The organism is Halobacterium sp. CBA1132 (assembly GCF_001485535.1).
Classification (GTDB): Archaea; Halobacteriota; Halobacteria; order Halobacteriales; family Halobacteriaceae; genus Halobacterium.
This window is the reverse complement of sequence record NZ_BCMZ01000001.1, coordinates 2,429,631-2,451,902: the sequence shown is the minus strand read 5'-3', so window position 1 is coordinate 2,451,902 and position 22,272 is coordinate 2,429,631. Positions and strand designations below refer to the sequence as shown.

The window sequence follows — 22,272 nt, the reverse complement described above, 5'->3', positions numbered from 1 at the left end:
CCACGTTGGGGGCTGATTCGGCGCGACGGCGTATAAACGTCCGGCTCCCAGCGGAAGTAGTCGCGGGGGGAGCGGCAGCGTAGCGGCCCGCCCCGAGAGGTTTAGGCACACCAAAACGTATATTCGTGGGTGGGTCCGTACGGGGTAGTAATGGCAGCCACGCAGGACCGCGAGGACGACGCGCCGGCCGCCGGCGAGGGTGTGGCGGCGTTCCAGTCATCGCCGGACAAGACCGTATTCACGGAGTCGGACAACCCCGACGGCTGGATCTCCACGGACCGCACCGTCGACATCGAACGATAGTCGCTGCTGTTCGTCGCGGCGTCGAAAGAAAAACTGGTTCTGTCTACTCTCGGGCGACCAGCGTGTCGTCTTCGAGGTAGTGCTCGATGTGGTGGGCGTCCTCCTCGACCTGCACGAGGTTCTCGCGGAGGATTTCGGCGGTCGCGTGGTCGCCGAGGTTCTGCGCGAGGTCGACGTGCTCACGCAGCGTCTCGATGATGTCGCCGTACATCTCGAGGTCGTTCTCCAGTGACGTCCGGATGTCGTAGACGTCCTCGTCCTCGGGTTCGACCGGGGAGGCGTCTTCGAGCGTGGACATGCTGGCGTGCGGGACGCCGCCCAGTGCCTGCGCGCGCTCTGCGAGTTCGTCGGCGAACGCCTCGGCGTTCTCGGCGGCGTCGCCGAGGAACAGGTGGAGGTCGCGGAACTCCGCGCCCTCGACGTTCCAGTGGTGTTTCCGAATCTGGTGGTAGAGGACGTACGTCGCCGCGAGGTCCGTGTTGAGCGCGTCGATTACCTGTTCGGCCTTCTCCTCGTCGATGCGGAGGCCTTCGGAGCCTTCGACGTCGCCGGCGTGCTTCAGCACGTGCTTCTGGGTGCTCATTACACTCCGACGTTCGTCCGCATCTCACTTAAAGGTTTACCAACTGGAGAAATATATTTTGTAGACGCGAAAACAGAGTTCCCGAAACCCGTGCGACTATCTCTCAGCCTCGGGCTCGACGTACACCTTCGACACCGCCGGGTTCGCCTCCCGGAGCGCGTCTTCGAGGCTCGTAATCACGTCGTCCATCCCCTCGGTGTCCAGTGCGGGGTCGAACGCCACGTCCGCCGTCACGAGAACCTCGTTCGGGCCGAAGTACACCGTCCGGAAGCCAACGATGGAGTCGACCTCGGGGCGCTCCTCGACGATGCGCCGCAGGTCGTTCTCGTCGGCCGCCGGGAGGCTCTCACCGAGCAGCAGGCGCTTGTTCTCCCACGCCAGCGCCGCCGCGAACCCCATCAACAGCAGCCCGATGAGCAGCGCCGCCGCCGCGTCGTAGACGTGGTTGCCGGTCTGCTCGGTGAGGAACACGCCCACTAGCGCGATTCCCAGACCAAGCAGCGCCACCGTGTCCTCCGTGAGCGCGGTCAGCGTCGTCGTGTCGCTGGTGCGGCGGAACGCCTCCCTGAACCCGCTCCAGCCGTGGCGCTCGATCTGGCGTTGCATCTCCCGGTAGGCCTTCACGAACGCGTACGACTCGAACACCATCGCGCCGAGCAACACCGTGTAACTCGCCCACACGCCCGGGAACTCGTAGCCCAGCAGTTTCGCCTGCCGGCCGAGCACGCGCCCGTGGCCGGTCAGCGCCTCGTAGCCGTGGCTCGCGGACTCCCAGCCCGCGATACCGAACAACATCACGCTGACGAGAAACGAGTAGAAGAACTGCGCCTTCCCGTAGCCGAAGGGGTGCGAGCGCGTGCGTTCGCGCTCGCCGTACCGCAGGCCGATGAGCAGGAACACCTGGTTGCCGGTGTCGGAGACGGAGTGGTACACCTCCGAGAGCATCGCCGGGCTCCCGGTCACGAGGAACGCGAGGAACTTCAACACCGCAATCGCGCCGTTCGCAAACAGTGCAGCGAGAACGACCGACTTGCTTCCGGCCATTTCGTCGTGATTCAGCCCGCCGACACATAGGTATTGGCCCAGCCCCAACGCGGAGGTGTGACAGAGTATCAGCCGGGCGCGTGCAACATCGGTCACGCCGAGCGACGCAAACGCTATCTCTCCGGCGTCGCCGGGTTCGGGGCCGCCGCGCTGCTCGTTGTCGCCGTCGCGACGCTCCACGCCGACCCCGCGTGGCTGCTGGCCGCCGTCGCGCCGCTGTTCGTCGGCTTCCTCGGCGTCGTTCAGGCGCGGGCGAAGTTCTGTGTCGGGTTCGCGATGGCGGGCGTCTACGACGTCAGCGGCTCCGGCGACAGCCAGCGACCGGCACCCGAGGCCGGCCAGCGCGCCGACCGCAAGCGCGCCATCGTCCTCTCGGTGGCGGCGCTCGCCGCAGCGACCGCGAGTGCGCTCGCGCTGTACGTCGCTGCGGGCGCGCTCTCGTAACCCAACAGTCACGGCCACGCGGCCGCTACGTCCGCTCGTGATAGCCGTTCTGTCCGACACCCACAGCACGGACGGGCACGAGTTGCAGGGCCGCGCGCTGGCGGCGGTCCGGGAGGCCGACCGGGTCGTCCACGCCGGCGACTTCACCACCGAGACCGCCCTCGACGCGTTCTACGACGCCGGCGACCAGTTGTTGGCCGTCCACGGCAACGCCGACGAGCCAGCGGTCCGCGACCGCCTCCCGGAGTCGCGGACACTGGACGCGAACGCCCTCCGCATCGCGGTCACGCACCGCCAGCACGGCGGCGCCACTGGGCTCGCGTTGTTCGGTCGCGAGCGCGGCGCCGACCTCGTGGTCTCGGGACACACGCATCGACCGGCGGTGACAGAGACAGAAGACGTGGTGTTGTTGAATCCCGGAAGTCACGCCGACCCGCGCGGCAACGCGACGGCGCACGCCGAATTACACCACGAGGGAGGGGGCGTTCGCGGCGAGATTCGGGACCGCAGCGGGAGCGTCCTCCGGGAGTTCCGGGTGGAGGGCCGGTAGCGTCAACGGGGACAGGCCGGGGGGAGCCTGTACCACGTCGTACACCCGCAGGTATCAAATAGCCGACGTAGACTCAAAACACGACTTTACCGTCCGGTTATCGAGCGTACCACGCGGCGCCGACGAGCGCGAGCGCGAGGACGCCACCGAGGAAGAACGCTGCGCCGGCTGGCAGCGACGCGGCGGCGTCGGCGGCCGCGTTGGCTGGCTCGCCGCCGTCTGCGACGAGCGCCGAGAACTCGCTGGTCGTCTCGACGCTACTCTCGCCGGCCGTGCCCGGCGCCTGCAGGCCGGTGCCGACGAACTGCTGGACGAGCAGGCTCACAACACCCAACACGCCGACGACGCCCAGCAGGTTCGTGAGCGCCGAGCGCACGGACTTGCTCTCCTCCTCGTCGCCCGCGAACAACACCACGGGGGCGTCGGCGGGCGCGTAGACGCTCATCTCGCGGCCCTTCGCCGAGTAGCGCGTGTCGCACTCCTCGACGAGGTCCGCGTCCTCCAGATTATCGAGGTGGTACTGGGCGTTCTGGAGGGACGTCTCGCACTCCTCGGCGAGTTCCGACGGGGTCGCCGGCGTGTCGTGGAGCGCGCCGTACAGGTCCCGCGCGGTCCCCGAGGCGAGCGCGGACAGGAGGCGGTCGGCGTCCTCGGAGTCGACGCCGACCACGCGGGGCTCCCCCTCGGCGTCGTCGACCTCCGAGCGAGAGGGTAACAGACCGGACATACCCGCGCTTCGCGTCCGACCGTATTGAGCTTTTCCTGACACAACCGCTGTTCGCCGGGTCCGTGGGCCTCAGTCGTTCGCTCCGCTCACGGCTCCCGGTGGTCGCCGTTCGCATCAACGTGGTTCTCGCTCGTTCGCTTCGCTCACTCGCTCCGAACCACGCTCGCGGGGGAAACGACTAATGCCCGCGGGTCGAACCCCGTGGTATGGTGGAACTCGGCCCCGCGTTCTACGTCCTCGCCGCCGCCTTCCTGTTGTTCGTGTTCTTCGTGTTCCTGTTCCTCCGACGCACGCTCGCCGGCTTCAAGGAGGGGTTCCAGAGCGGGAAGGACGGCGACTAGAGCGCGCGCTCGACGGCTTCGACGGCGGCCTCGACGTCCGCGTCGCCCACGTCGAGGTGCGTGCAGAACCGAATCGTGTACTCGCCGAACTCGCTCCCGAGGACGCCCTCGCTCTCGCAGCACTCCAGTAGCGCTGCGGCGGTCACTCCCGCGTCAGTCGTGTCCACGAGGACGATGTTCGTCTCGGGTTCCGCGACCGATAGTCCGTCGAGCGCGTCGAGTTCGGCGGCAAGCGTCTTCGCGCGCTCGTGGTCGCGGTGGAGGCGGTCGCGGTTCTCTAGCGCTTCGAGGCCCGGCGCGGCGATGATTCCGGCTTGCCGCATCCCGCCGCCCATGAGCTTCCGGACGCGGCGCGCCTGCTCGACGAATTCTTCGCTGCCCGCGAGCATCGACCCGACGGGCGCCCCCAGCCCCTTCGAGAGGCAGAACATCACGGAATCGACGGGCGCTAGCAGGTCCGCGGCGTCGGCGTCCAGCGCGGCCACGGCGTTGAACAGGCGCGCACCGTCGACGTGGACCGGGACGTCGAGGTCGTGGGCCGCCCGCGCCGCGGCCGCGACGTCGTCGGCCGGCACCGGGACGCCGCCCTTCACGTTGTGCGTGTTCTCCAAGCAGAGTAGGCGCGTGCCCGCACGATGGAGGTCCTCTTCGACGTATCCGTCCCGGACCTGCTCAGGGGTCGGCGCGCCGTTCGCGCCGCCGTCGTACGTCCGCACCTGGAGTTGGGAGTGCTGGGCGAACCCGCCGAGTTCGTACTTGTAGACGTGGCTCTCGCGCTCGACGAGCGCTTCCTGCCCGCGCTCCGTGTGGACCCGGGCGGCGATTTGGTTGCCCATCGTCCCCGTCGGCACGTACATCGCGGCGTCCTTCCCGACCGCCTCGGCCGCGCGGCGCTCCAGTTCGTTGACCGTCGGGTCCTCGCCGTAGACGTCGTCGCCGACCTCGGCGTCGGCCGCGGCCGCCCGCATCTCCTCGCTCGGTGTCGTGACGGTGTCGCTGCGCAGGTCTATCACGTGCGCTCGTCCGCGCCGCAGCGCCAAAAGTGAGGCGTCACGGAGGCACTTCGATTCGAAAAGTCCTTTTCGTCGTTCGCGCGAAACGTGCGGTATGGACGACCGCATCCACCGGCACGCCGAAATCATCGTCGACCGCGCCATCGACCTCCAGCCCGACGAGAACGTCGTGGTGAGCCTGCCGCCGGTCGCCGAAGACCTCGCCGTCGCCCTCTACGAGGAAATCGGGAAGGTCGGCGCCAACCCCGTGATGCTCGCGCGCGGCGACCGCGGCATCGGCACGGACCGCGCCGCCCGCGCGTACCTCCGCGAAGTCGACCCCGACGACCTCACCGAGCCCGAACACCTCCTCCAGCTGTTCGAGCACGCCGACGCCGCCGTCGTCGGCCGTCCCCACGAGAACGTCAGCGAGCAGAGCGACGTCAGCACGGAGGTCGGCTCCGCGTTCGCCGCCGCCTACCGCGACGTGCTGAACGCGCGCCTCGACACGAAGTGGTGTCTCACGCACTACCCCGCGTCCGCGGACGCCCAGCTCGCGGAGATGTCCACGGAGGCCTACGAGGACTTCGTCTACGACGCGATGCTCAAGGACTGGGACGAGGTCGAGGCCCACCAGGAGCAGATGGTCGAGATTCTCGACCCCGCCGAGGAAGTCCGCATCGTCTCCGGGGACACCACCGACGTCACGATGAGCGTGAAGGACATGGTGACGCTCAACGACTGCGGGACGAACAACCTCCCCGCGGGCGAGGTGTTCACCGCGCCCGTCCCCGACAGCGTGGAGGGCGAGGTCACGTTCGACAAGCCGGTCTACCATCAGGCCCGCGAGATTCAGGGCGCGTGGCTCAAATTCGAGGACGGCGAAGTCGTGGACTTCTCTGCGGACCAGAACGAGGACGTCCTCGAAGGCATCCTCGAAACCGACGACGGCGCGCGCCGCCTCGGCGAACTCGGCATCGGGATGAACCGCGACATCGACCGGTTCACCTACAACATGCTGTTCGACGAGAAGATGGGCGACACCGTCCACATGGCGCTGGGTCGCGCGTACCCCGCGACGGTCGGCGAGGGCGTCGAGCAGAACGACTCCGCCAAACACGTTGACATGATCGTGGACATGAGCGAGGATTCCTACATCGAGGTCGACGGGGAAGTCGTCCAGCGCAACGGCACCTTCAAATTCGAGGACGGGTTCGAAGCGTAGCGAGAGTCGGAAGGGGCGAGCGCAGCGAGCGACTGAGACTCTCGGGAACTGCGAGCGGGGAGGGACGAACCGCGAGCCTGTCGTAGCGTGGCTCGGAGGGGGCGCGGCTCGGAGGGAGCGCAGCGACCGAGAACCGCGGAAATGGCGAGCGGCGACTTTTGGGAGCCGTGAGCAAACGAGCGAAGCGTACGAATGAGAGCCACGGGACTGACGAACAGCGAACGGCGTGAGCCGCGCCGAGCGCGTGCCCGGTAGCGAACAACCCGCGTTCGTGGTCGCTTTCCCCGCGAATTTTCGACGTGAACGCCGCCAGCGACGGGAAATCTACGCCACAAAAGGTTTGAAACCGCTCTGTTGTCGCGCTCCGACCGGAACGTGCCTTCTGGGCGCGAAGCGCGCCTCTCCGGCGCAGGTGTGTTATCACTTGCCAACCATCGTTTTAAGTCAGTGGCGTGTGTAAGCGTGTCACGTGCCAAAGCTCGACTGCCCCGACTGTGGTCGCGACATCGCGATGCACGAACTCGAAACGCGAACAGTCGCCCAGACCACGGGATTCGAGACGAGCTACCGCTGCCCGTTCTGCCGCGCGGACTTCGAGGAAGTCGCCCAGATGATGTGACCCTCGGCAGTTCGACGCGACGCCCCGGGCACGACCACGATTCTAGCGCTCGCTAGTCGCACGAACAGACCGTGGAGCCTGTTCGTCCATCTCGCAAACGCTACCGGGTCAGAGCACTCTCGGTTTCGTCGCCTACACACCCTCTCGAAGTCGGATTGCGTTCAACTGCGTGTCAAGCGTGTAGTCGGCGGCCATGTCGATGCCTACCGATTGGTTGTTCGCCGGCGGCGCCAACCGGAGCGTCTTCGCGTCCAACGGACACACTGGGATTCGAACCCAGAATCCTCCGCTTAGAAGGCGGATGCCTTATCCGAGTTTGGCCATGTGTCCACGGCTCGCCCGCTGGCGTCCGATACCTGTGCGTACCGCGTCATCGATTAAAAACCGACGGGTTGGCGCCGAGGAGTCGAAGCACACAGGTACGGTCGGCTGCTACGTCGGTGTAATGAGAGTTATCGGTACCGTGGGGATGCCGGGCAGCGGCAAGAGCGAGGCTGCCGCCGTCGCCGAGGAGCTCGGTGTGCCCGTCGTCATCATGGGCGACGTCATCCGGCAGGAGTGCCGGGACCGTGGCCTCGACCCGGCCGAGCACCACGGCCGCATCGCACAGCAACTCCGCGAGGAGAACGGCCCGGGCGCTATCGCGGAGCGCTCGCTGCCCATCATTCGCGAGCACCTCGAAGACAGCGACGTGGTACTGGTCGACGGCATCCGGTCGGGCGTAGAGGTCGAGCAGTTCCGCGAGGCGTTCGACGGCGCGTTCACGCTCGTCGAGGTGTACGCGCCCTACGACTTGCGCCGCGAGCGCATCGAGGGCCGCGGCCGCCCCGGGGACGTCGAGGGCGAGTCGCTCGCGGACCGCGAGGAGCGCGAGCGCGGGTTCGGGATGGACGAAGCCATCGAAGCCGCCGACGTTCGCATGGAGAACACGGGGAGCCTCGAGGAGTTCCACGAGCGCGTCACCGAACTCCTCACAGAGGAGGTCGACGACCCGCCGGAAGCAGGGGTGGAGGAGTCGTGAGCGACGACCAGGGCGTCCTCTACAGCGTGGACGTGGAACTGTCCGCGCCCGTCGAGCCGACGGAGGTCACGGACCGCGTCGCCGAGACGATTACCGGGCTGTTCCCGACTGCAGACGTCGAAACGCACGGAGATAGAGTTACCGCGGAGTGCCACGACGTCGAGCAGTTCCGCGAGCAGTTGTTCGAGCAGCGCATCCTCGACACCGCTCGGAAGGAGTTCCTGCGAAATCAGACGGACAGCGGCTTCAGTTTCGACTTGAAGAAGCAGGCGGCGTACGTCGGGAAGGTGAACTTCTCCGTGGGGAGCGCGGACGAACTCGGCGACCTCCACGTCGAGGTCACGGTGAACGAGCCGGACGTGGAGTCGTTCGTCTCGTACTTCGCGCCGCGGACGGAGGACGGCGAGCCGGTCGAGGCCGACGAGTAGTCACGCCAGCAGGACGGCGATTGCGACCGCGATGAAGACGACTTTTGCGGCGACGTTGACGGCGATGACTTTCGACCCGAAGCGCGCCCCCCAGATGCCGTACTGGAACGGAATCGAGCGCTTGAACGTCGACACCGCGAACGAGACGATGCCGCCGACGAGCATCGTCGCGACGGCTTCGCGGGCGGTGAACGTCCCGGGGACTTGGGGCGCGATGAAGATGGCGCCGGTCGTGGTGTCGACGGCGAACGTCGCGATGGCGGGCACGCTCGCCGATGGCAGCCCAACCAAATCGGTCAGCGGCGCGGCGGCGGCCGTGTACTCCGTCACGTCGTAGGCGGTCGTGAGGTAGACGACGGCGGTGTAGACGACTGCGAGGCGCGGCACGATGCGGACGAGTTTGTCCTTGGTCTTCGAGAGCGCGCCGCGGACGGCCTCGCCGCGCGTCTCCTCGTCGTCGCCGGGGAGGTCGACGTCAGCGTCGGTGGCGGGCGCGACGTTGCGCTCCGTGAGGAGCAGCGCTCCCGCCAGCACACCGGCGAGCGTGATGGCGAGGCTGACGCCGGCGCGCGCACCGACGTACATCAAGCCGACTTCCAGCCCGAGAATCGGAATCAGCACCGGTGCGTAGAACGTGAAGATGTGCTGGACGAACCCGAAGAACGTGTTGATGGTCACCGCAATCAGGGTCGCGCGGTCGTCGAGCACGCCGGCGTCCCGGTACTCCTTGAGCATCCCGTAGCCCGCAGTGGGGGACGCGGTGGTCGCCAGAATCGCTGTCCCCACCTCGTCAGGGAGGTTGGCGGGGCCGGTCAGCGGCTTCGCGAACCGCGCGACGTACTCCACCGCGCCGAACGCGACGGCGAGGTTCGCGAGTGTGAGGCCGACGGCGATGGCGACGGCGACGGCCGCGACCCGAGGGAGGACGTCCGCGAGGAGCGCCGCGAGTTGCACACCGGCTGTTCGCACGCCGGGGAATTACCGGTGTCGGTCGCGGCTACACGACCGCACCCACGACCAGCAGGAAGACGACGACACCGAGCACGTCGCAGGTCGTCGTCACGACGGGGATGACCACGTCGTCCGGGTCCAGTTGGAGTTCGAAGGCGGCGTAGGTCGCAGTGGTCGCGATGGCGACGGCGACGACCGCCAACAGCAGGCCCGAGGCCGCCGCGATGAAGACGACGGTGCCGAGGCCGAGCGCGGCGTCACCGAGCGCGTACCGGGCGAGCCACGCGCCCGCGCCGACCGCTGGGAACAGCGTGGCGGCGAGCGCGAACGTCGCGGCGGCGTTCCCCGCGAGCGCGTCGTCGGTCGGGTCGAACGCCAGCGTGCCGAGGTGGAACGCCGTCGACAGCCGGCTGGCGAGCACGCTCCCGAGGTTGCCGGCGACCGCGATGATGCCGGGGACGAGCGTCAGCAGTGAGGGGTACTTCGTGAGGACGTCGCGGCTGGCGTCCAACACGAGGCCGCCCCAGAGTTCGACGACGGTGAGCGCGACCAGCAGCGGGAACGTCGCCGCGACGATACCGCTGACGCTCCACTCCTCGGGCACTCACACCACCCCGGCGGCGATGGCGAGGCGCGCGCCGGCGAGCATCGTCGCGATACCGATGACGTCTCCCGTGGTAGTGACGACGGGGCCGGCGAGCGCGTCCGGGTTGAGGCCGCGCCGGAACCCCACGAACACCGTGAGGATGACGACGAGCGTGAGGCCGAGCCCGGAGAGCACGCCCGCGACGAGCGCAACGACGACGAGCGCGGGGAGCGGCGCGACCGCGAGGTCGAGCGCGTGGCGGATGCCGTACCCGACGGTCGCGGCGACGGCGGAGATGACGACGCCGTTCAGCATCGCCGCGGCGACCGCCGAGCGCACACGCCGGTCGGGCACGCCCAGTTCGGGTTCGACCAGTCCCTGGTGGAGGCCGGTCGCGAGGCGCGCGCCCAGCGACCCGTAGACGCTCCCGCGGGTCGCCAGCAGCGCGGGGACGATAGTGAGGAGGCCGGGGACGACGGTGAGTTCGCGCTCCATCCCGCCGAGTACGACCCCGGAGAAGACGCTCGCGACGGCGGACAGCACGAGGATGCCAAGCGCCTCGCGGTAGGCGTCCTCGGCGACCGCGCGAATGGTCATGGCCGGGGGAACGCGCCCACCGCGGAAAAAACCCGCCGGCGGGCGTGGCTTTTTGCGGTACGCGTGCGAACCCCCACTCGTGAGCGAGGCCCCCGAGACCGTCGCCGCGCGGCTCCGCGAACGCGCCCGCCGCCTCCGCGAGCAGGCGGTCACCGAGCACGCCGACGGCGACGCGCGCGTGTTCGATCCGCAGCCGGTCGACCCGCCGCCGCACGCGACCGACGACCCGTTCCCCGAGTCCGTCGACGAGCAACTCGACCGGCTGCCGGGTGTCGGCGGCCTCGTGGTCGTCGAGGATGGGCGCGTGCTCGGCGTCCAGCAGGGCTACCGGGAGGGCTGGACGAACCCGGGCGGCGCGCAGGACCCCGGCGAGTCGCTCGCGGAGACGGCGGTCCGCGAGACCCGCGAGGAGACCAACATCGAGGCCGAGGTGACGGGCGTGCTGTACGCCCGCGACTTCGCTATCGACTACGGCGGCCCCGAACGCGTCCACGTCCCACTGGTCGTGTTCACGGGGCGTCGCGTCGGCGGCAGTCGCGCCGCGCCGCTCGTCCGCGTCTCGTCGGGCGAACCCGAAATCGAGGACGTCCGCTGGTTCGACGCGGCGTCGCTGCCCGACGACTTCCGGGACCGCGAACTGATTCTGGAGTTGCTGTAGCTACACGCCGTCCGTCCGCAGGAGGTAGACGAGCGCGCCCGCGCCGCCGAACACGACTGCGCCGGCGAGCCACGGCGCGCGTTTGGGTGGGTTCTCGTGGCGTCCCGACCGCCCGTCGAGGAAGACTGCGACCGGGGCGAGCGCCCACGAGTGTGCGAACACCGTCGCACCGAGGGGGAACGTGAGGTCGAACGCCGACAGCGCCAGCCCCACCGCGAACGCGACGATGGTTCCTGCGAGGACGTCTTGCCAGACGCTCGCGGCCTGTTCGGGCGTGTCGACGACCGCCGCCTTCCGCGCGAGGTACGCCGCCGCGACGCCGACGTTCAGGACGGGGATTGCGCCGCCCGCCGCCCACGGGAGCGGACGCGGGGACCACATCGTGTCCACCGTCTGCCACGCATCGTAGCCCAGCGAAGACGCGAGCACGACGACCGCGGCCGCGAACAGCGGCGTCGCCGCGAACTGGTACGCCGTCCACGCGAGGAAGAAGCCGAGCAAGCCAGCGACCGCGCCGGCGACGATTGCGACCTCCGACAGCGAGTGCGTGTTCTCGCTCGCGGGAACCGTCCGCTCGCGGAGCGCCTGCGTTCCCGCCACGTCGACGCGGTACGCGCCGTCCTTGGATTCGAGGACGACGCGTTCCCCGTCGAGCGCGCCCGGATTGCCGGCCGGCTCGCCGACCGCGTCCAGCACGCGCGCCAGCCGACTGCTCGCGTGGCCGCCGCTGGGCCACGCCTCGAAGACGCGAACGCTCCCGCGCTCGCCGTCCTCGGACTCGCGTTCGACCACGAGTTCGAGCGCGTGGCTGGCGTCCACGTCGAAGGGGTACGCGTCGGGCACGTCGTCGACCGGCACGCGCGTCACTCGCCGGACGCGCGCCTCCCGTGTGGTCGACTCTCGTGCACTCATCCACCCCGACGTACGCGCCCGACGGCAAAACAGTACTGGTCGGCCCGGTTAGAACATGCCGCCGAACCCGCCGCCACCGCCGCCACCGCCGCCCTGCTGCATCTGTTTCATCATCCGCTGCATGTCGCCGTCGCCCATCCCCTGGAACTGCTTCATCGTCTGGGACATCATCTTGTGCTGGTCGAGCAGTTCCCGGATGGTGTCCTCGCTCTGCCCGGAGCCCTTCGCGATGCGGCGGACCTGCGAAGCGCCGACCGAGCGCGGGTTCTCCAGTTCCTCCTCGGTCATCGAGTCCATGATGACCTCGAAGTTCCGCATGCGCTCCTGGGTGACGTCCATGGCGTCGTCCGGGAGCTGGTCCATCATTCCGCCGCCCATCCCCGGAATCATGTCCATCACTTGGTCGAGGGGGCCCATGTTGTCCATGGCCTCCATCTGCTTGCGCATGTCCTTCAGCGTGAACTCTCCCTTCATCAGGTCCTCGGGGTCCCAGTCGTCGTCCTCTTCGAGCCCCGTCTCCTCCATCGCGCGCTCGACGCGCTCGGTGAGCTGTTTGAGGTCGCCCATCCCGAGCAGCCGCGAGATAAAGGAGTCCGGCTCGAAGCGCTCGATGTCTTGGACCGTCTCCCCGGTCCCGAGGAACGCGATGGTCGACCCCGTCTCGTCGACCGCGGTCAGCGCACCGCCACCTTTCGCCGTCCCGTCGAGTTTCGTGATGGCGACGCCGTCGATGCCGATTGCCTCGTCGAACTCGCGGGCCTGGTCTTTCGCGCCCTGCCCGATTGCGGCGTCGAGCACGAGCAGATTGCGGTCGGGGTCGACCGCGCGCTCGATTTCCTCGATTTCGCTGATGAGGTCGTCTTCGAGCGCGTGGCGGCCCGCCGTGTCCACGATGTGGACGTCCGCGTCCTCGGTGGCTTCGAGGCCGTCCCGAGCGATCTTCACGGGGTCGTCCTCGTCCGGGTCGCCGTAGAACGCGACCTCCGCGCGGTCGGTCATCTGGTCGGCTTGGTCGTAGGCGCCCGGGCGGAACGTGTCCGTCTGGATGACTGCGGGGCGCAGTCCCTTCTTCGAGAACCACCACGCCATCTTCGCCGCGGTGGTCGTCTTCCCCGACCCCTGCAGACCCGCCAGCAGGATAGTCTGGTTTTCGAGGGGAATCTCGGTGGAGTCGCCGACGAGGTCGACGAGTTCCTCGTAGACGATGCGGAGCACGTGGTCGCGGGCGGACGTGCCGCCCGGCGGCTCCTCTTCGAGCGCGCGTTCTTCGATGGAGTCCGATAGCTCCATCACGAGGCTCACGTCGACGTCGGCTTGGAGCAGCGACCGCTGAATCTCCTTGACGATCTCGTCGACGTCCTCCTCGGAGATGCGGGACTTCCCACGGAGCTTGTCGAGTGTCCCCCGCAGGGAACTCCCGAGGTCGTCGAGTACCATTGTTACCAGTCAGTAGGCGTCCGGCCCGTAAGAGCCTTTTTCTGCGTAGCGCGGTCGACCGCAGGGAGACCACGGAAATACGAGCGGTGACCAACGGGAGCCGTGAGTAGCGTGGCGAGCGAAGCGAGCCACGTCACAGCGAGCGGTGAGCGATAGCGAACCGCGAGCAGCGTCCCGGCGCGCCACGTCACAGCGAGCGCGGAGCGAAGCGATGCGCGAGCCGCGTGGTCGACCGCAGGGAGACCACACTGCGTTCGAACTCTCGGTGTGTTTTTGTCGAACCGTTGTGACGACTCTGTATGGGCCTCCTCAGTGAGCGACCGCTAGGCTTCGAGATTATCGCGGTCTGGACTGGACTACTCGGGCTCGCGAGCCTCGTTCTGTCAGTTCCGCGGTCACTGACGTATCTCCCCGTCGGCGTCCTCTACGTGGCCGGTTCGTACGGTCTGTGGCGACAAACCAGACGTGGTGCGGCAGTCCTCGTCGCCGCGTGGGTCGTCGGTGCGGCCCATTCGGCTTTCGTCGTGGGGCAGGGACTTCCACTCCTCGGGGCCGTGCTCGTCGCCGGCTACGTTTACCACCGGAGAGCAGCTCTCAAGCCCTGACGAGTTCACTCGCCGACGAGGTAGCGGTCTAGGTGCCGCCCCCACAGTCGGTACGTTCAACCGCACCGATGCCGTACGCCTGTTCGTGCCTACGTACGCTACGAGAGCGCTCGTCTCCGTGCTCTGTGAACTCGCGGCCGACGCCGACCCGGACGGCATCTCGGTTCGGCTCGCCGCGACCCCCGCGGGCGACCTACAGCCGACCGACGGCCCCCTGACGGGGCTGGACGCGGGGACGCCCGTGCTCTCGGATTTCTACTTCCCGGACGCCGGGTCGTCGCTCACCGGCGTCTTCGGGATGGACCTCGCGGCGCCCACCGGGCAGACGGCTGGTCGGTTCGTCTCCCACCCGGACGGCGACCCGACGGTCTCGGTCACGGACGACCTGCACGCGACCGTGCTGGTGGCGGTTCCGCCGTGGGACGCCGACGATGTCCGGGCGTACGACCGCGACGACAAGCGCCTGGACTTGGTGCTCGTGGCCGCGGAGACGCCCGACCCCGAGACGCCGCTCTGAGGAGCGCCGCGGCTGGGCGGCGCGGGAGAACGCAGAAATCGGGAATCAGTCTTCGAGCAGGTCGTCGACGAGCGCCTCCGGGTCGAACTTCTGGAGGTCGTCGTACCCCTGCCCGGTGCCGAGGAACAGAATCGGCTTCCCCGTGACGTGCGACACCGAGATGGCGGCGCCGCCCTGACTGTCCGCGTCGGCCATCGTCAGAATCGTGCCGTCGATGCTCGCGGCGTCGTCGAACTCGCGGGCGCGGTTGACCGCGTCCTGTCCGGCGACCGCTTCGTCGACGAACACCGTGTAGTCGGGGTCGACAACGCGGTCGAGCTTCTCCAGTTGCGTCATCAGGTCACTGGACGTGTGCAGTCGACCGGCAGTGTCGCCGAGCACGACATCGATGTCGTTGGCTTCGGCGTACTCCACGGCGTCGTACACGACCGCAGTCGGGTCGCCGCCCTGCTCGTGGCTGATGAGTTTCACGCCGAGGTTGTCGGCGTGCTCCTGGAGTTGCTCGTTCGCGCCGGCGCGGTACGTGTCGCCGTTCGCCAGCACGACCGAGTACCCCTGATTCTCGAGTCGCTTCGCGAGTTTCGCGATGGTCGTCGTCTTCCCGACGCCGTTGACGCCCGTGAACACGACCGTCACCGGCTTCTCGGCCTTGTCGATGGCGTCCTCGAAGTCGAAGCCGTTGACGTCGATGACCGACAGCAGCGCGTCGCGGAGCGCGTCCTCGACGAGCGCGCCCGTCGACTGCGTGAACTTCTTCTCCTCGCCGACGAGGTCCGACCGAATCTGGTCGAGAATCTCCTCGGCGACGCTCATCTCCACGTCGCTCTCCAGCAACGCGAGTTCGAGTTCGCGCAGCGGGCCGTCGAGGTCCTCCTCGTCGATGACGACGCGACCCCGAGCCAGCGACGACGCCTTGCTCACGAAGCCGCCGCTGGAACTCGTGTCCTCCGTAGACTCCTCCTCGACGGCTTCGGCCTCGGTCTCGTCCGTCTCGGTGGCCTCGGATTCGGCCGCCGCGGCGTCAGCCTCGGGCTCGGCTTCGGCAGCCTCGTCGCTGTCGAGTTCTTCGGCGTTCTCCTCCGCGACCTCCTCGGCGTCCTCGCGGAAGTTCGAAAGTTTGTCCTTCAGCCCGTCGAACATGCCCTTATTCGCCGCCCTGCTGCTGGCCCTGCATCTGCTGTTGCATCATCTGTTGTTGGGCCTGCTGGGCCTGCTGTTCGAGCGCGGACTGCTCCTCCTCGACCTCGGCGATCTCGGAGCGGACCTCCTCGATGCGCTCGTCGAGCGTGTCGCGCTTCTCGTCGAGCACGTCGGCCGCGTCGTCGGCGTCCTGCTCGGCCGCGTAGCCGCCGCCGAGGCTGACGACGACCTCGTCCATGTCCTGCACTTCGGCGCGGACGTACGCGTCGCCGCCGAGCGGGACCTGCACGGTCGAGCCGGTCTCGAGGACTTCGAGGGCTTCCTGCGCCTCGTCGACCTCGACCTTCTCGGCTTCGAGTTCCTCGACTTCCTCCTCGAGTTCCTCTTTCTCCTCTTCGAGGGCCTGAATTTCCTGTGAAAGCTGCTGAAGCTGCTGTTGACCGCCGCCGCCTCCAAGACTCATACCCAAAATTCGGAGAGCGAGCGGGAAGTATCTTCCTACTCGGGAACTCGATGGCGCGCCGAGACGCCCGCGCTCGCGGGCGACAGCGCTCCTGCCGGAAGTGGTGGCGCGGCGAAAACGAGGGTGACAGCGGCGTCAGTCGATGAAGCCGAGCGCGTCGTCGATGCGCCCGAGTTCCGGGCCGGTGGTGTCCTCGCCGACGACGTAGCCGTCGTCGTTGGCGACGAGACCGGAGCCGACCAGCGGCGCGCCGTAATTCACGGTCCCGATGTCCGCGGGGACGCCGAGGGCGTCCTCGATCGCGTCGAGCTCCTCGTCCGTGGACTTCGGGTGGCAGAGCACGCCGTCGTTCGTCGCGACGGCAGCAGTGCCGACGGTGTTCACGCCCGCGAGGCGGCCGCGGGTCACGGGCACGTCGAGGGCGTCTTCGACGGCGCCGACGGCCTCCCGGGAGAGCTCCGAGTGGACGTACGCGCCGTGGTCGTTCGCGACGACGACGTTGCCGGCGGCGTTCACGCGTCCGGGGAGTTCGCCGACGGTGACGTCGGCGGCGTCCTCGATGCGGTCGCGTTCGCGCTGCCGGATGCGGCTGCTCGCCAGTAGGCCGTTGGCGTTGCCCGCGACTAGCGAGCCGACCGTCGACGAGCCGCCGACGTTCGTCGGGACGGCGGGGACGCCGAGTTCGTCGGCGAGTTCGTCGGTCAGCTCCTCGGAGATGTCCGGTCTGACGACGACGCAGTCGTTGGTCGCGCGGGCGAAGACGCCGACGTACGGGGACCCGAGGAAGGCAGCGCGTAACAAGTTCTTACTCTTCGTATTCGGCTTCGACGACGGTCTCGCCGTCCTCGACGAAGCGCGCGGCGTGCACGCGGACCTTCCGCGGCGGGTTCTTCTGGCCTTCCGACCAGATGGCCTCGTTGATGGAGGGGTCCAGACGGACCTCGTCCTCCTCGACGGCGAAGTGCTTCGCGAGGTGTTCGCGGATGATGGTCATCGCCTGTCCGGCCTGCTCGTGTTGGGGCACCTTCGTCACGTCGCGCAGCGGGACGGTGACGATGCGCTCCTCGAAGTCGCTGGCGGACATTATTCGTCGGTGTTGTTACGCCGCCAGTTGCGGCGCTTCGGGTTGCGCTGGACGTCCCGGTTCGTCTTCATCATGACCCACGCGGGCACGCGGCTGTTCTGGCGTTCGAGTTTCGCCAGTCGCTTCTTCTGCGCCTTCGATTTCTTGCCCATAGTGGTCGTCGCTACCACCGCCGTCGTTAAAACGTTGTTCTTCTGAAGCCGCCTCAGGCCGTCTAGAGGTCGACGGCGTGGACAGTCTCGTACTCGGGCCCGGCCGGCGTGAGCGTGCTCTCAGTGAGTCGGACCTCGTCGACGCGCACCGTTCCGACCTCGGGGTGGCGCTCCTCGACGAGACGCTGGACGAGTTCCTTGCCGCCAGCGTGGTTCATGCGGGCGAGCGTGACGTGGGGCGTAAACTCGTGGTCCTCGGCCTCGAAGCCGTGCTCGTCGACGAACTCGGTCTCGATGCCCTCGTGGAGCCGGGCGAGCTCGGCGCTGCCGGCGTCGACGCCGAGCCACACGACAGAGATGTAGTCCAGACTCGGGAACACGCCCAGTCCGGCCAGTTCCGCGTCGAACGCTTCGACGCCGCTCTCGTCAACCGCTCGCTCCAGCGCACCCGCGAGTTCGCGCTCGCGGCCCTCGTCGACCTCACCGAGGAACTTCAGCGTGACGTGGGCCTGCTCGGGGTCCACGAAGTCCAACCCCGACGCCTCGGCAAGTGCTCCCTGTAGGTCGGCGACGGAATCGGCGAGTCGCTCCGGGAGGTCGACACTGACGAACAGCCGCATACCGGCCGTTCTCGGTGCGTTGCCCTTAACCTCCCGGCCGCGCTAGTCGGGCGTATGACTGACCGAGAGGAGCCCGAGCCGCCCGAGGACCCGGTCGCGGACCACGACTTCTCCGAGGGGGAGGGCTTCGACGACCCCTACGAGGGGTTCGACCTCGACCCGCCGGAGCTCTCCGTCGACGACCCGTCGAGCGTCGACCCCGTCGACAGCCGCGTCGTCAGCGACTCGCTGGACGAGCGCGTCGTCCAGAACGACGACGTCGACGCCGACGAACTCGTCGACGTCGGCCTCAGCTACCTCGGCATCAACCGCAACGAGCAGGCCGCGGACGCCTTCGAGCGCGCCGCCCGCTTCACCGACGACGAGAACCTCGAACAGGAGGCGTGGGTGAACAAGGGCATCGCGCACGGCCAGATGGAGGAGTGGGACGAGGCCGTCGGCTCCCACCGGGAAGCCCTCTTCGTCGCCGAGGACGGCGACTTCGAGGCGGAAGCGCACACGAACCTCGCGTACGCCCTCTGGGAGTTCGACGAGGACGAGGAGGCCTACTACCACGCGGAGAAGGCCGTCCGGGAGAACGACCGGCTGCCACAGGCGTGGTACAACCTCGGCTACATCGAGAACGAGCGCGACCGCCACGAGCAGGCCCTCGACGCGCTGAACAACGCCGTCCGGCTGGGCTTCCAGCAGGCCGATGTCTACGAGGAGAAGCAGCGCGCCCTCGAAGCGCTCGGCCGCGACGAGGAAGCCCAGAAGGTCGCCCAGCAGGCCGAAGACATCCGGGAGGCCCAGGAGCGGGACCTCGTCGAGCGCGAGTGATGATACTCAGCGAGCGACAGACCGACCGCGGCCTCCTCGTCACCGCCTGCGACCCCGACGTCCTCGGGGAGACGTTCGCCAACGGCGACACGGAGTTCACCGTGAACGAGGAGTTCTACGGCGGCGAGCGCGTCGACCCGGACGCCGTCCGCGAGTCGCTGGCCCGTGCGAACGTCGCGAACCTCGTCGGCGTCGACGTCGTCGACCTCGCCATCGAGGAGGGCCACGTCGAGGAAGCGAACGTGCTCGACCTCGACGGCACCGTGCACGCGCAGTTCATGCGGCTGTAGTAACTCCCAAACACAAGTTTTTATGCGTCTGTTTTATCTAACTCATGAAGTAACAGGCAGATGCCCCTTTCTCAATCAACAGACGTAGCACTACGTCTGATATCTGGAATCTATCTTTTACTTCCGCTGCTCGCGATACTTCTTCAAACTATGGTGAGTTTCTACGCGCGTCACAGCAGCGATCTCTCTGTTGTGAGGAAAACAACATCTCTTATTGTTGCTCTTATTGGATTTATTGTATTAGCTCTCGCCGGTCTATTGTTCGTTGTCGTCATTATTGGGAGTCAACTTGACCCACTCTTGAAGTGGGGTGCAGGTCTCTCTTTAGGTGGGTTAGTGATATTCGGATTGGCTGTTGGTCTACTTGTGAGAGATGTCCTCACTGAATTAGAACAATAAAATTGTGAAAATGTTCAAGAGTAAAATTAAGCCGAGCAATTTGGTGACGGCTCTTCTTGGACTGTTAGTTGTAACTATGGTCGGCGTCCTCCTAATCGCATTTCTGTCTTCTAATCTGGATAGCTCATCAACTATCTTGTCTATCGTTCTGGCGTCTATATCCACAGTTTTAGCCCTTTTTGCCGTCCTATTGGTATACCAACACCGCCTTCTCTCCCAAGAGAGAAAAGAGAAAATTCAGGCAATTGAAACACTCTCCAAAATAGAGGAACAATACCATCCTGATGTGGTAGTTCAGTCGTGGAGTATCGGCTCCGACTTCGCATCGGTCACGCTATCGAATCATGGATTTGGGGCTGCTAAATCCTTCCAGTTAACGGTGGCTGCTGAAGTATACAAATCTGATGAGCTCATCTCAATCGTTCCTGATCTACTGAATGTTGGCATGCACCGGGTTAGCAAGCGTGAAAAGGACGCGATCCAACCAAGCGAATCTGATGTCGAGTTCCGGTCGGAAGATTCTCTCTCATTTGATTCGGACGCTACAAGCGAAATAGCTCAGTATGATAGTGAATCTATAAAATACAACGTTAAATTAGAATTTGAGGATCTTATCGATAATCAACATGAGAAATTAGTTTTCACGGTTGACACTCCCTCTGGCACAGAAGTTACTAATATCCATGACGCGATTGAGGAGGGATTCACAACTGTCGAGAGTACCGCACACACCAAAGGAGATTCGCAGCCAACTATTCTCTTTGTGGATGATGAGAAGCCCCTTGCGGATCTTTTTGCTACTTGGTTGAGTGATGAGTATGAAACAATTCCTGTCTATTCGGGGCAGGAAGCCATTGAGCATCTGGAGGACGCGGACTTGGTTTTCGTTGACCGTCGATTGCCGGAAATGTCCGGTGATAGAATTGCCGAAGTTGCAAGAGAGCGAGGATATGATATCCCAATTGTCGCTCTAAGCGCTGTTGATCCGTCGCCTGAAATATTGGATGTCCCGTTTGATGATTACCTTCTAAAGCCGATGGCACGAGATGTCCTCATTGAGGAAGCTGATCGGCTACTTGAGATACGGGATTTCTCCAATGAATTTCGAGAATATTTCCGGCTCCAATCGTTGACAACTACACTTCGTACCCACGGTGATGTGGAGGAATTAGAAGAGGATGAGCGCTACTTAGCTGCTGTAGAAAAGGTCCGTGAAATGGAGGAGGATCTGGACATCAATCAGAAAAAGTAATTCTGGTTCCATATTTCTGAACATTATACTTTTACAGCACCGAAGAACAGTAGTGTCCCCGCCCCCTACCTGCGCGTAATGGAAGCCACCGAGCAGGACCCCCTCGACGTCGACGCCATCCGGGCCGACTTCCCCATCCTCGACCGGGAGGTCAGCGACGGTCAGCCGCTCGTCTACCTCGACAACGCGGCGACGACGCAGACGCCCGAGCAGGTCGTCGACGTCTTCTCCGACTACTACCGCGGGTACAACGCGAACGTCCACCGCGGCATCCACCAGCTCAGTCAGGAAGCCTCCATCGCCTACGAGGAGGCCCACGACCGCCTCGCGGAGTTCGTCGGCGCGGACGGCCGCGAGGAGATGATTTTCACGAAGAACACCACCGAGTCCATCAACCTCGTGGCGTACGCGTGGGGACTCAACGAGCTCTCGGAGGGCGACGCGGTCGTACTCTCGGAGATGGAGCACCACTCGTCGTTCGTGACGTGGCGCGAGATCGCGAAGAAGGTCGGCGCGGAAGTCCGCTACATCCGCGTGGACGACGACGGCTACCTCGACATGGACCACGCCGCCGAACTCATCGACGACGACGTCGAGATGGTTTCGGTGGTCCACGCCTCGAACGTCCTCGGCACCGTCAACCCGATGCGCGAACTCGCGGACCTCGCCCACGAGCAGGACGCGCTCATCCTCGGTGACGGCGCCCAATCCGTCCCGAACCGCCCCGTCGACGTGAAGGAACTGGACGTCGACTTCTACGTCTTCTCCGGGCACAAGATGGCCGGCCCGACCGGCATCGGCGGTCTCTACGGCAAACAGGAGATTCTCGAAGACATGGAGCCGTTCCTCTACGGCGGCGACATGATTCGGCGCGTCTCCTTCGAGGACACCACGTGGAACGACCTCCCGTGGAAGTTCGAGGCCGGCACGCCGCTCATCGCGCAGGGCATCGCGCTCGCGGAAGCCGCCGACTACCTCGACGACGTCGGCATGGAGGCGATTCAGGCCCACGAGGAGCGCATCACGGAGTACGCCTACGAGCGCCTCGACGAATTCGACGACGTGGAAATCTACGGTCCGCCCGCGGACGACCGCGGCGCCGTCGTCGCGTTCAACGTCGACGGCATCCACGCCCACGACCTCGCGTCGATTCTGAACGACCACGGCGTCGCCATCCGCGCCGGCGACCACTGCACCCAGCCCCTCCACCAGAAGCTCGACATCGCTGCGTCCGTGCGTGCCTCGTTCTACCTCTACAACACCAAAGAAGAGGTCGACGCGCTCGTCGACTCGCTGGACGCCGCGCGCGAGATTTTCAACTAGCGCACGCACTTTTTGCTGCGCTCGCGGCGCTTCGCGCCGCTCGACTTGCAAAAACTTGCGGAAAAAGCGCTTCGTCCTCCCTACGGTCGTCCTCGCGCCCGAGCGCTCACTGCGTTCGCGCTCGGTGAATCGCGCGGCGAAGCCGCGCGAATGCGACTCCCGGTAGTTAGCGTGTCGTTCCGCGGAACGT

30 protein-coding genes and 1 tRNA gene are annotated in these 22,272 nt (G+C 66.2%); 15 read left to right on the top strand and 16 right to left on the bottom strand.

Going from position 1 to position 22,272, the window contains the following annotated elements:
- Window positions 1–150: 150 nt before the first annotated feature.
- Window positions 151–303 (top strand): hypothetical protein, encoded by a 153-nt coding sequence (locus AVZ66_RS16715; protein ID WP_197407771.1) that lies wholly within the window; start codon window positions 151–153, stop codon window positions 301–303.
- Between the two features lie 43 nt (window positions 304–346).
- Here AVZ66_RS16715 and dpsA read toward each other — a convergent pair whose 3' ends face one another.
- Together dpsA and AVZ66_RS12895 are read right to left on the bottom strand one after the other, a co-directional pair.
- Window positions 347–886 (bottom strand): DNA starvation/stationary phase protection protein DpsA, encoded by a 540-nt coding sequence (gene dpsA, locus AVZ66_RS12900; RefSeq protein ID WP_058984482.1) that lies wholly within the window; start codon window positions 884–886, stop codon window positions 347–349.
- A gap of 96 nt (window positions 887–982) precedes the next feature.
- The gene (locus AVZ66_RS12895) at window positions 983–1,930 is read right to left on the bottom strand and encodes a cation diffusion facilitator family transporter (protein ID WP_058984481.1); all 948 of its coding nucleotides are present in this window, start codon (window positions 1,928–1,930) and stop codon (window positions 983–985) included.
- A 57-nt stretch (window positions 1,931–1,987) separates the two neighbouring features.
- Between AVZ66_RS12895 and AVZ66_RS12890 the strand changes: the two genes are divergently transcribed.
- Together AVZ66_RS12890 and AVZ66_RS12885 are read left to right on the top strand one after the other, a co-directional pair.
- The gene (locus tag AVZ66_RS12890) at window positions 1,988–2,374 is read left to right on the top strand and encodes a hypothetical protein (protein WP_058984480.1); all 387 of its coding nucleotides are present in this window, start codon (window positions 1,988–1,990) and stop codon (window positions 2,372–2,374) included.
- A 37-nt stretch (window positions 2,375–2,411) separates the two neighbouring features.
- Entirely contained in the window at window positions 2,412–2,924 is a 513-nt protein-coding gene (locus AVZ66_RS12885) for a metallophosphoesterase (RefSeq protein WP_058984479.1), read from the top strand.
- Between the two features lie 97 nt (window positions 2,925–3,021).
- Here the strand turns inward: AVZ66_RS12885 and AVZ66_RS12880 are convergent, their stop codons facing one another.
- Window positions 3,022–3,651, bottom strand: coding sequence for a helix-turn-helix domain-containing protein (locus AVZ66_RS12880; protein WP_058984478.1), 630 nt, complete (start codon window positions 3,649–3,651; stop codon window positions 3,022–3,024).
- Between the two features lie 206 nt (window positions 3,652–3,857).
- Between AVZ66_RS12880 and AVZ66_RS17090 the strand changes: the two genes are divergently transcribed.
- Window positions 3,858–3,992, top strand: coding sequence for a hypothetical protein (locus tag AVZ66_RS17090; RefSeq protein ID WP_269432493.1), 135 nt, complete (start codon window positions 3,858–3,860; stop codon window positions 3,990–3,992).
- On the opposite strand, the gene AVZ66_RS12875 is transcribed toward AVZ66_RS17090, so the two are convergent.
- Entirely contained in the window at window positions 3,989–5,005 is a 1,017-nt protein-coding gene (locus tag AVZ66_RS12875) for a low specificity L-threonine aldolase (RefSeq protein ID WP_058984477.1), read from the bottom strand. The two genes, AVZ66_RS17090 and AVZ66_RS12875, sit on opposite strands and share 4 nt — an antisense overlap.
- A 94-nt stretch (window positions 5,006–5,099) precedes the next feature.
- Between AVZ66_RS12875 and AVZ66_RS12870 the strand changes: the two genes are divergently transcribed.
- Together AVZ66_RS12870 and AVZ66_RS16330 are read left to right on the top strand one after the other, a co-directional pair.
- Window positions 5,100–6,209, top strand: coding sequence for an aminopeptidase (locus AVZ66_RS12870; protein ID WP_058984476.1), 1,110 nt, complete (start codon window positions 5,100–5,102; stop codon window positions 6,207–6,209).
- A 469-nt stretch (window positions 6,210–6,678) separates the two neighbouring features.
- Entirely contained in the window at window positions 6,679–6,828 is a 150-nt protein-coding gene (locus tag AVZ66_RS16330) for a hypothetical protein (protein WP_157575666.1), read from the top strand.
- Between the two features lie 255 nt (window positions 6,829–7,083).
- On the opposite strand, the gene AVZ66_RS12865 is transcribed toward AVZ66_RS16330, so the two are convergent.
- Window positions 7,084–7,158 (bottom strand) — tRNA-Arg (locus AVZ66_RS12865).
- Window positions 7,159–7,273: 115 nt separating this feature from the next.
- On the opposite strand from AVZ66_RS12865, the gene AVZ66_RS12860 reads away from it, so the two are divergent.
- Both AVZ66_RS12860 and AVZ66_RS12855 read left to right on the top strand, forming a co-directional pair.
- Window positions 7,274–7,849, top strand: coding sequence for an AAA family ATPase (locus tag AVZ66_RS12860; protein ID WP_058984475.1), 576 nt, complete (start codon window positions 7,274–7,276; stop codon window positions 7,847–7,849).
- A complete protein-coding gene (locus AVZ66_RS12855) occupies window positions 7,846–8,277 on the top strand; it encodes an RNA-binding domain-containing protein (RefSeq protein WP_058984474.1) in 432 nt (143 codons plus the stop codon). Before AVZ66_RS12860 ends, AVZ66_RS12855 begins: the two co-directional genes overlap by 4 nt.
- Here the strand turns inward: AVZ66_RS12855 and AVZ66_RS12850 are convergent, their stop codons facing one another.
- The 3 genes from AVZ66_RS12850 to AVZ66_RS12840 are packed head-to-tail and all read right to left on the bottom strand — an operon-like array spanning window position 8,278 to window position 10,411.
- Window positions 8,278–9,246 (bottom strand): hypothetical protein, encoded by a 969-nt coding sequence (locus AVZ66_RS12850; RefSeq protein ID WP_058984473.1) that lies wholly within the window; start codon window positions 9,244–9,246, stop codon window positions 8,278–8,280.
- Window positions 9,247–9,274: 28 nt separating this feature from the next.
- Window positions 9,275–9,832: a magnesium transporter gene (locus tag AVZ66_RS12845; RefSeq protein ID WP_058984472.1), complete on the bottom strand. Its 558-nt coding sequence runs from the start codon at window positions 9,830–9,832 to the stop codon at window positions 9,275–9,277.
- The gene (locus tag AVZ66_RS12840; RefSeq protein ID WP_058984471.1) at window positions 9,833–10,411 is read right to left on the bottom strand and encodes a magnesium transporter; all 579 of its coding nucleotides are present in this window, start codon (window positions 10,409–10,411) and stop codon (window positions 9,833–9,835) included.
- 79 nt (window positions 10,412–10,490) lie between these two features.
- Here AVZ66_RS12840 and AVZ66_RS12835 point away from each other — a divergent pair, with 79 nt between their 5' ends.
- On the top strand, window positions 10,491–11,069 hold the full coding sequence (locus AVZ66_RS12835; protein WP_058984470.1) for an NUDIX domain-containing protein: 579 nt from the start codon (window positions 10,491–10,493) through the stop codon (window positions 11,067–11,069).
- Here AVZ66_RS12835 and AVZ66_RS12830 read toward each other — a convergent pair whose 3' ends face one another.
- On the bottom strand, window positions 11,070–11,981 hold the full coding sequence (locus AVZ66_RS12830; protein WP_058984469.1) for a hypothetical protein: 912 nt from the start codon (window positions 11,979–11,981) through the stop codon (window positions 11,070–11,072).
- Window positions 11,982–12,029: 48 nt separating this feature from the next.
- The gene (locus tag AVZ66_RS12825; protein ID WP_058984468.1) at window positions 12,030–13,418 is read right to left on the bottom strand and encodes a signal recognition particle protein Srp54; all 1,389 of its coding nucleotides are present in this window, start codon (window positions 13,416–13,418) and stop codon (window positions 12,030–12,032) included.
- Between the two features lie 299 nt (window positions 13,419–13,717).
- On the opposite strand from AVZ66_RS12825, the gene AVZ66_RS12820 reads away from it, so the two are divergent.
- Both AVZ66_RS12820 and AVZ66_RS12815 read left to right on the top strand, forming a co-directional pair.
- Complete coding sequence (locus tag AVZ66_RS12820; RefSeq protein WP_058984467.1) at window positions 13,718–14,023, top strand: hypothetical protein; 306 nt, start codon at window positions 13,718–13,720, stop codon at window positions 14,021–14,023.
- Window positions 14,024–14,108: 85 nt separating this feature from the next.
- Complete coding sequence (locus AVZ66_RS12815) at window positions 14,109–14,540, top strand: hypothetical protein (RefSeq protein WP_058984466.1); 432 nt, start codon at window positions 14,109–14,111, stop codon at window positions 14,538–14,540.
- Between the two features lie 45 nt (window positions 14,541–14,585).
- Here AVZ66_RS12815 and ftsY read toward each other — a convergent pair whose 3' ends face one another.
- From ftsY to thpR, 6 genes are all read right to left on the bottom strand, one after another.
- A complete protein-coding gene (ftsY, locus tag AVZ66_RS12810; protein ID WP_058984465.1) occupies window positions 14,586–15,680 on the bottom strand; it encodes a signal recognition particle-docking protein FtsY in 1,095 nt (364 codons plus the stop codon).
- Between the two features lie 4 nt (window positions 15,681–15,684).
- Window positions 15,685–16,143, bottom strand: a complete 459-nt coding sequence (pfdA, locus tag AVZ66_RS12805; protein WP_058984464.1) for a prefoldin subunit alpha — start codon at window positions 16,141–16,143, stop codon at window positions 15,685–15,687.
- Window positions 16,144–16,278: 135 nt separating this feature from the next.
- The gene (locus tag AVZ66_RS12800) at window positions 16,279–16,944 is read right to left on the bottom strand and encodes a translation initiation factor IF-6 (protein ID WP_058984463.1); all 666 of its coding nucleotides are present in this window, start codon (window positions 16,942–16,944) and stop codon (window positions 16,279–16,281) included.
- A 4-nt stretch (window positions 16,945–16,948) separates the two neighbouring features.
- Window positions 16,949–17,227: a 50S ribosomal protein L31e gene (locus AVZ66_RS12795; protein ID WP_058984462.1), complete on the bottom strand. Its 279-nt coding sequence runs from the start codon at window positions 17,225–17,227 to the stop codon at window positions 16,949–16,951.
- A complete protein-coding gene (locus tag AVZ66_RS12790) occupies window positions 17,227–17,379 on the bottom strand; it encodes a 50S ribosomal protein L39e (protein ID WP_058984461.1) in 153 nt (50 codons plus the stop codon). The genes AVZ66_RS12795 and AVZ66_RS12790 overlap by 1 nt, the downstream gene beginning before the upstream one ends.
- Window positions 17,380–17,441: 62 nt before the next feature.
- Window positions 17,442–17,999: an RNA 2',3'-cyclic phosphodiesterase gene (thpR, locus tag AVZ66_RS12785; protein ID WP_058984460.1), complete on the bottom strand. Its 558-nt coding sequence runs from the start codon at window positions 17,997–17,999 to the stop codon at window positions 17,442–17,444.
- Between the two features lie 54 nt (window positions 18,000–18,053).
- On the opposite strand from thpR, the gene AVZ66_RS12780 reads away from it, so the two are divergent.
- The 4 genes from AVZ66_RS12780 to AVZ66_RS12765 all read left to right on the top strand — a co-directional run bounded on the left by AVZ66_RS12780 (window position 18,054) and on the right by AVZ66_RS12765 (window position 22,082).
- Complete coding sequence (locus AVZ66_RS12780; protein ID WP_058984459.1) at window positions 18,054–18,818, top strand: tetratricopeptide repeat protein; 765 nt, start codon at window positions 18,054–18,056, stop codon at window positions 18,816–18,818.
- The gene (locus AVZ66_RS12775; RefSeq protein WP_058984458.1) at window positions 18,818–19,108 is read left to right on the top strand and encodes a DUF424 domain-containing protein; all 291 of its coding nucleotides are present in this window, start codon (window positions 18,818–18,820) and stop codon (window positions 19,106–19,108) included. The genes AVZ66_RS12780 and AVZ66_RS12775 overlap by 1 nt, the downstream gene beginning before the upstream one ends.
- Before the next feature lie 442 nt (window positions 19,109–19,550).
- A complete protein-coding gene (locus AVZ66_RS12770) occupies window positions 19,551–20,759 on the top strand; it encodes a response regulator (protein ID WP_197407769.1) in 1,209 nt (402 codons plus the stop codon).
- A gap of 78 nt (window positions 20,760–20,837) precedes the next feature.
- Window positions 20,838–22,082, top strand: coding sequence for an aminotransferase class V-fold PLP-dependent enzyme (locus tag AVZ66_RS12765; RefSeq protein ID WP_058984456.1), 1,245 nt, complete (start codon window positions 20,838–20,840; stop codon window positions 22,080–22,082).
- The last annotated feature ends 190 nt before the right edge of the window (window positions 22,083–22,272 follow it).

What these genes read in the sequence shown, in the direction of transcription:
- AVZ66_RS16715 (WP_197407771.1), top strand. Translation starts at nt 151, where the DNA reads ATGGCAGCCACGCAGGACCGCGAGGACGACGCGCCGGCCGCCGGCGAG.
- dpsA (WP_058984482.1), bottom strand. Translation starts at nt 886, where the DNA reads ATGAGCACCCAGAAGCACGTGCTGAAGCACGCCGGCGACGTCGAAGGC.
- AVZ66_RS12895 (WP_058984481.1), bottom strand. Translation starts at nt 1,930, where the DNA reads ATGGCCGGAAGCAAGTCGGTCGTTCTCGCTGCACTGTTTGCGAACGGC.
- AVZ66_RS12880 (WP_058984478.1), bottom strand. Translation starts at nt 3,651, where the DNA reads ATGTCCGGTCTGTTACCCTCTCGCTCGGAGGTCGACGACGCCGAGGGG.
- AVZ66_RS17090 (WP_269432493.1), top strand. Translation starts at nt 3,858, where the DNA reads ATGGTGGAACTCGGCCCCGCGTTCTACGTCCTCGCCGCCGCCTTCCTG.
- AVZ66_RS12870 (WP_058984476.1), top strand. Translation starts at nt 5,100, where the DNA reads ATGGACGACCGCATCCACCGGCACGCCGAAATCATCGTCGACCGCGCC.
- AVZ66_RS12860 (WP_058984475.1), top strand. Translation starts at nt 7,274, where the DNA reads ATGAGAGTTATCGGTACCGTGGGGATGCCGGGCAGCGGCAAGAGCGAG.
- AVZ66_RS12840 (WP_058984471.1), bottom strand. Translation starts at nt 10,411, where the DNA reads ATGACCATTCGCGCGGTCGCCGAGGACGCCTACCGCGAGGCGCTTGGC.
- AVZ66_RS12830 (WP_058984469.1), bottom strand. Translation starts at nt 11,981, where the DNA reads ATGAGTGCACGAGAGTCGACCACACGGGAGGCGCGCGTCCGGCGAGTG.
- AVZ66_RS12825 (WP_058984468.1), bottom strand. Translation starts at nt 13,418, where the DNA reads ATGGTACTCGACGACCTCGGGAGTTCCCTGCGGGGGACACTCGACAAG.
- AVZ66_RS12820 (WP_058984467.1), top strand. Translation starts at nt 13,718, where the DNA reads ATGGGCCTCCTCAGTGAGCGACCGCTAGGCTTCGAGATTATCGCGGTC.
- ftsY (WP_058984465.1), bottom strand. Translation starts at nt 15,680, where the DNA reads ATGTTCGACGGGCTGAAGGACAAACTTTCGAACTTCCGCGAGGACGCC.
- pfdA (WP_058984464.1), bottom strand. Translation starts at nt 16,143, where the DNA reads ATGAGTCTTGGAGGCGGCGGCGGTCAACAGCAGCTTCAGCAGCTTTCA.
- AVZ66_RS12795 (WP_058984462.1), bottom strand. Translation starts at nt 17,227, where the DNA reads ATGTCCGCCAGCGACTTCGAGGAGCGCATCGTCACCGTCCCGCTGCGC.
- AVZ66_RS12790 (WP_058984461.1), bottom strand. Translation starts at nt 17,379, where the DNA reads ATGGGCAAGAAATCGAAGGCGCAGAAGAAGCGACTGGCGAAACTCGAA.
- thpR (WP_058984460.1), bottom strand. Translation starts at nt 17,999, where the DNA reads ATGCGGCTGTTCGTCAGTGTCGACCTCCCGGAGCGACTCGCCGATTCC.
- AVZ66_RS12780 (WP_058984459.1), top strand. Translation starts at nt 18,054, where the DNA reads ATGACTGACCGAGAGGAGCCCGAGCCGCCCGAGGACCCGGTCGCGGAC.
- AVZ66_RS12775 (WP_058984458.1), top strand. Translation starts at nt 18,818, where the DNA reads ATGATACTCAGCGAGCGACAGACCGACCGCGGCCTCCTCGTCACCGCC.
- AVZ66_RS12765 (WP_058984456.1), top strand. Translation starts at nt 20,838, where the DNA reads ATGGAAGCCACCGAGCAGGACCCCCTCGACGTCGACGCCATCCGGGCC.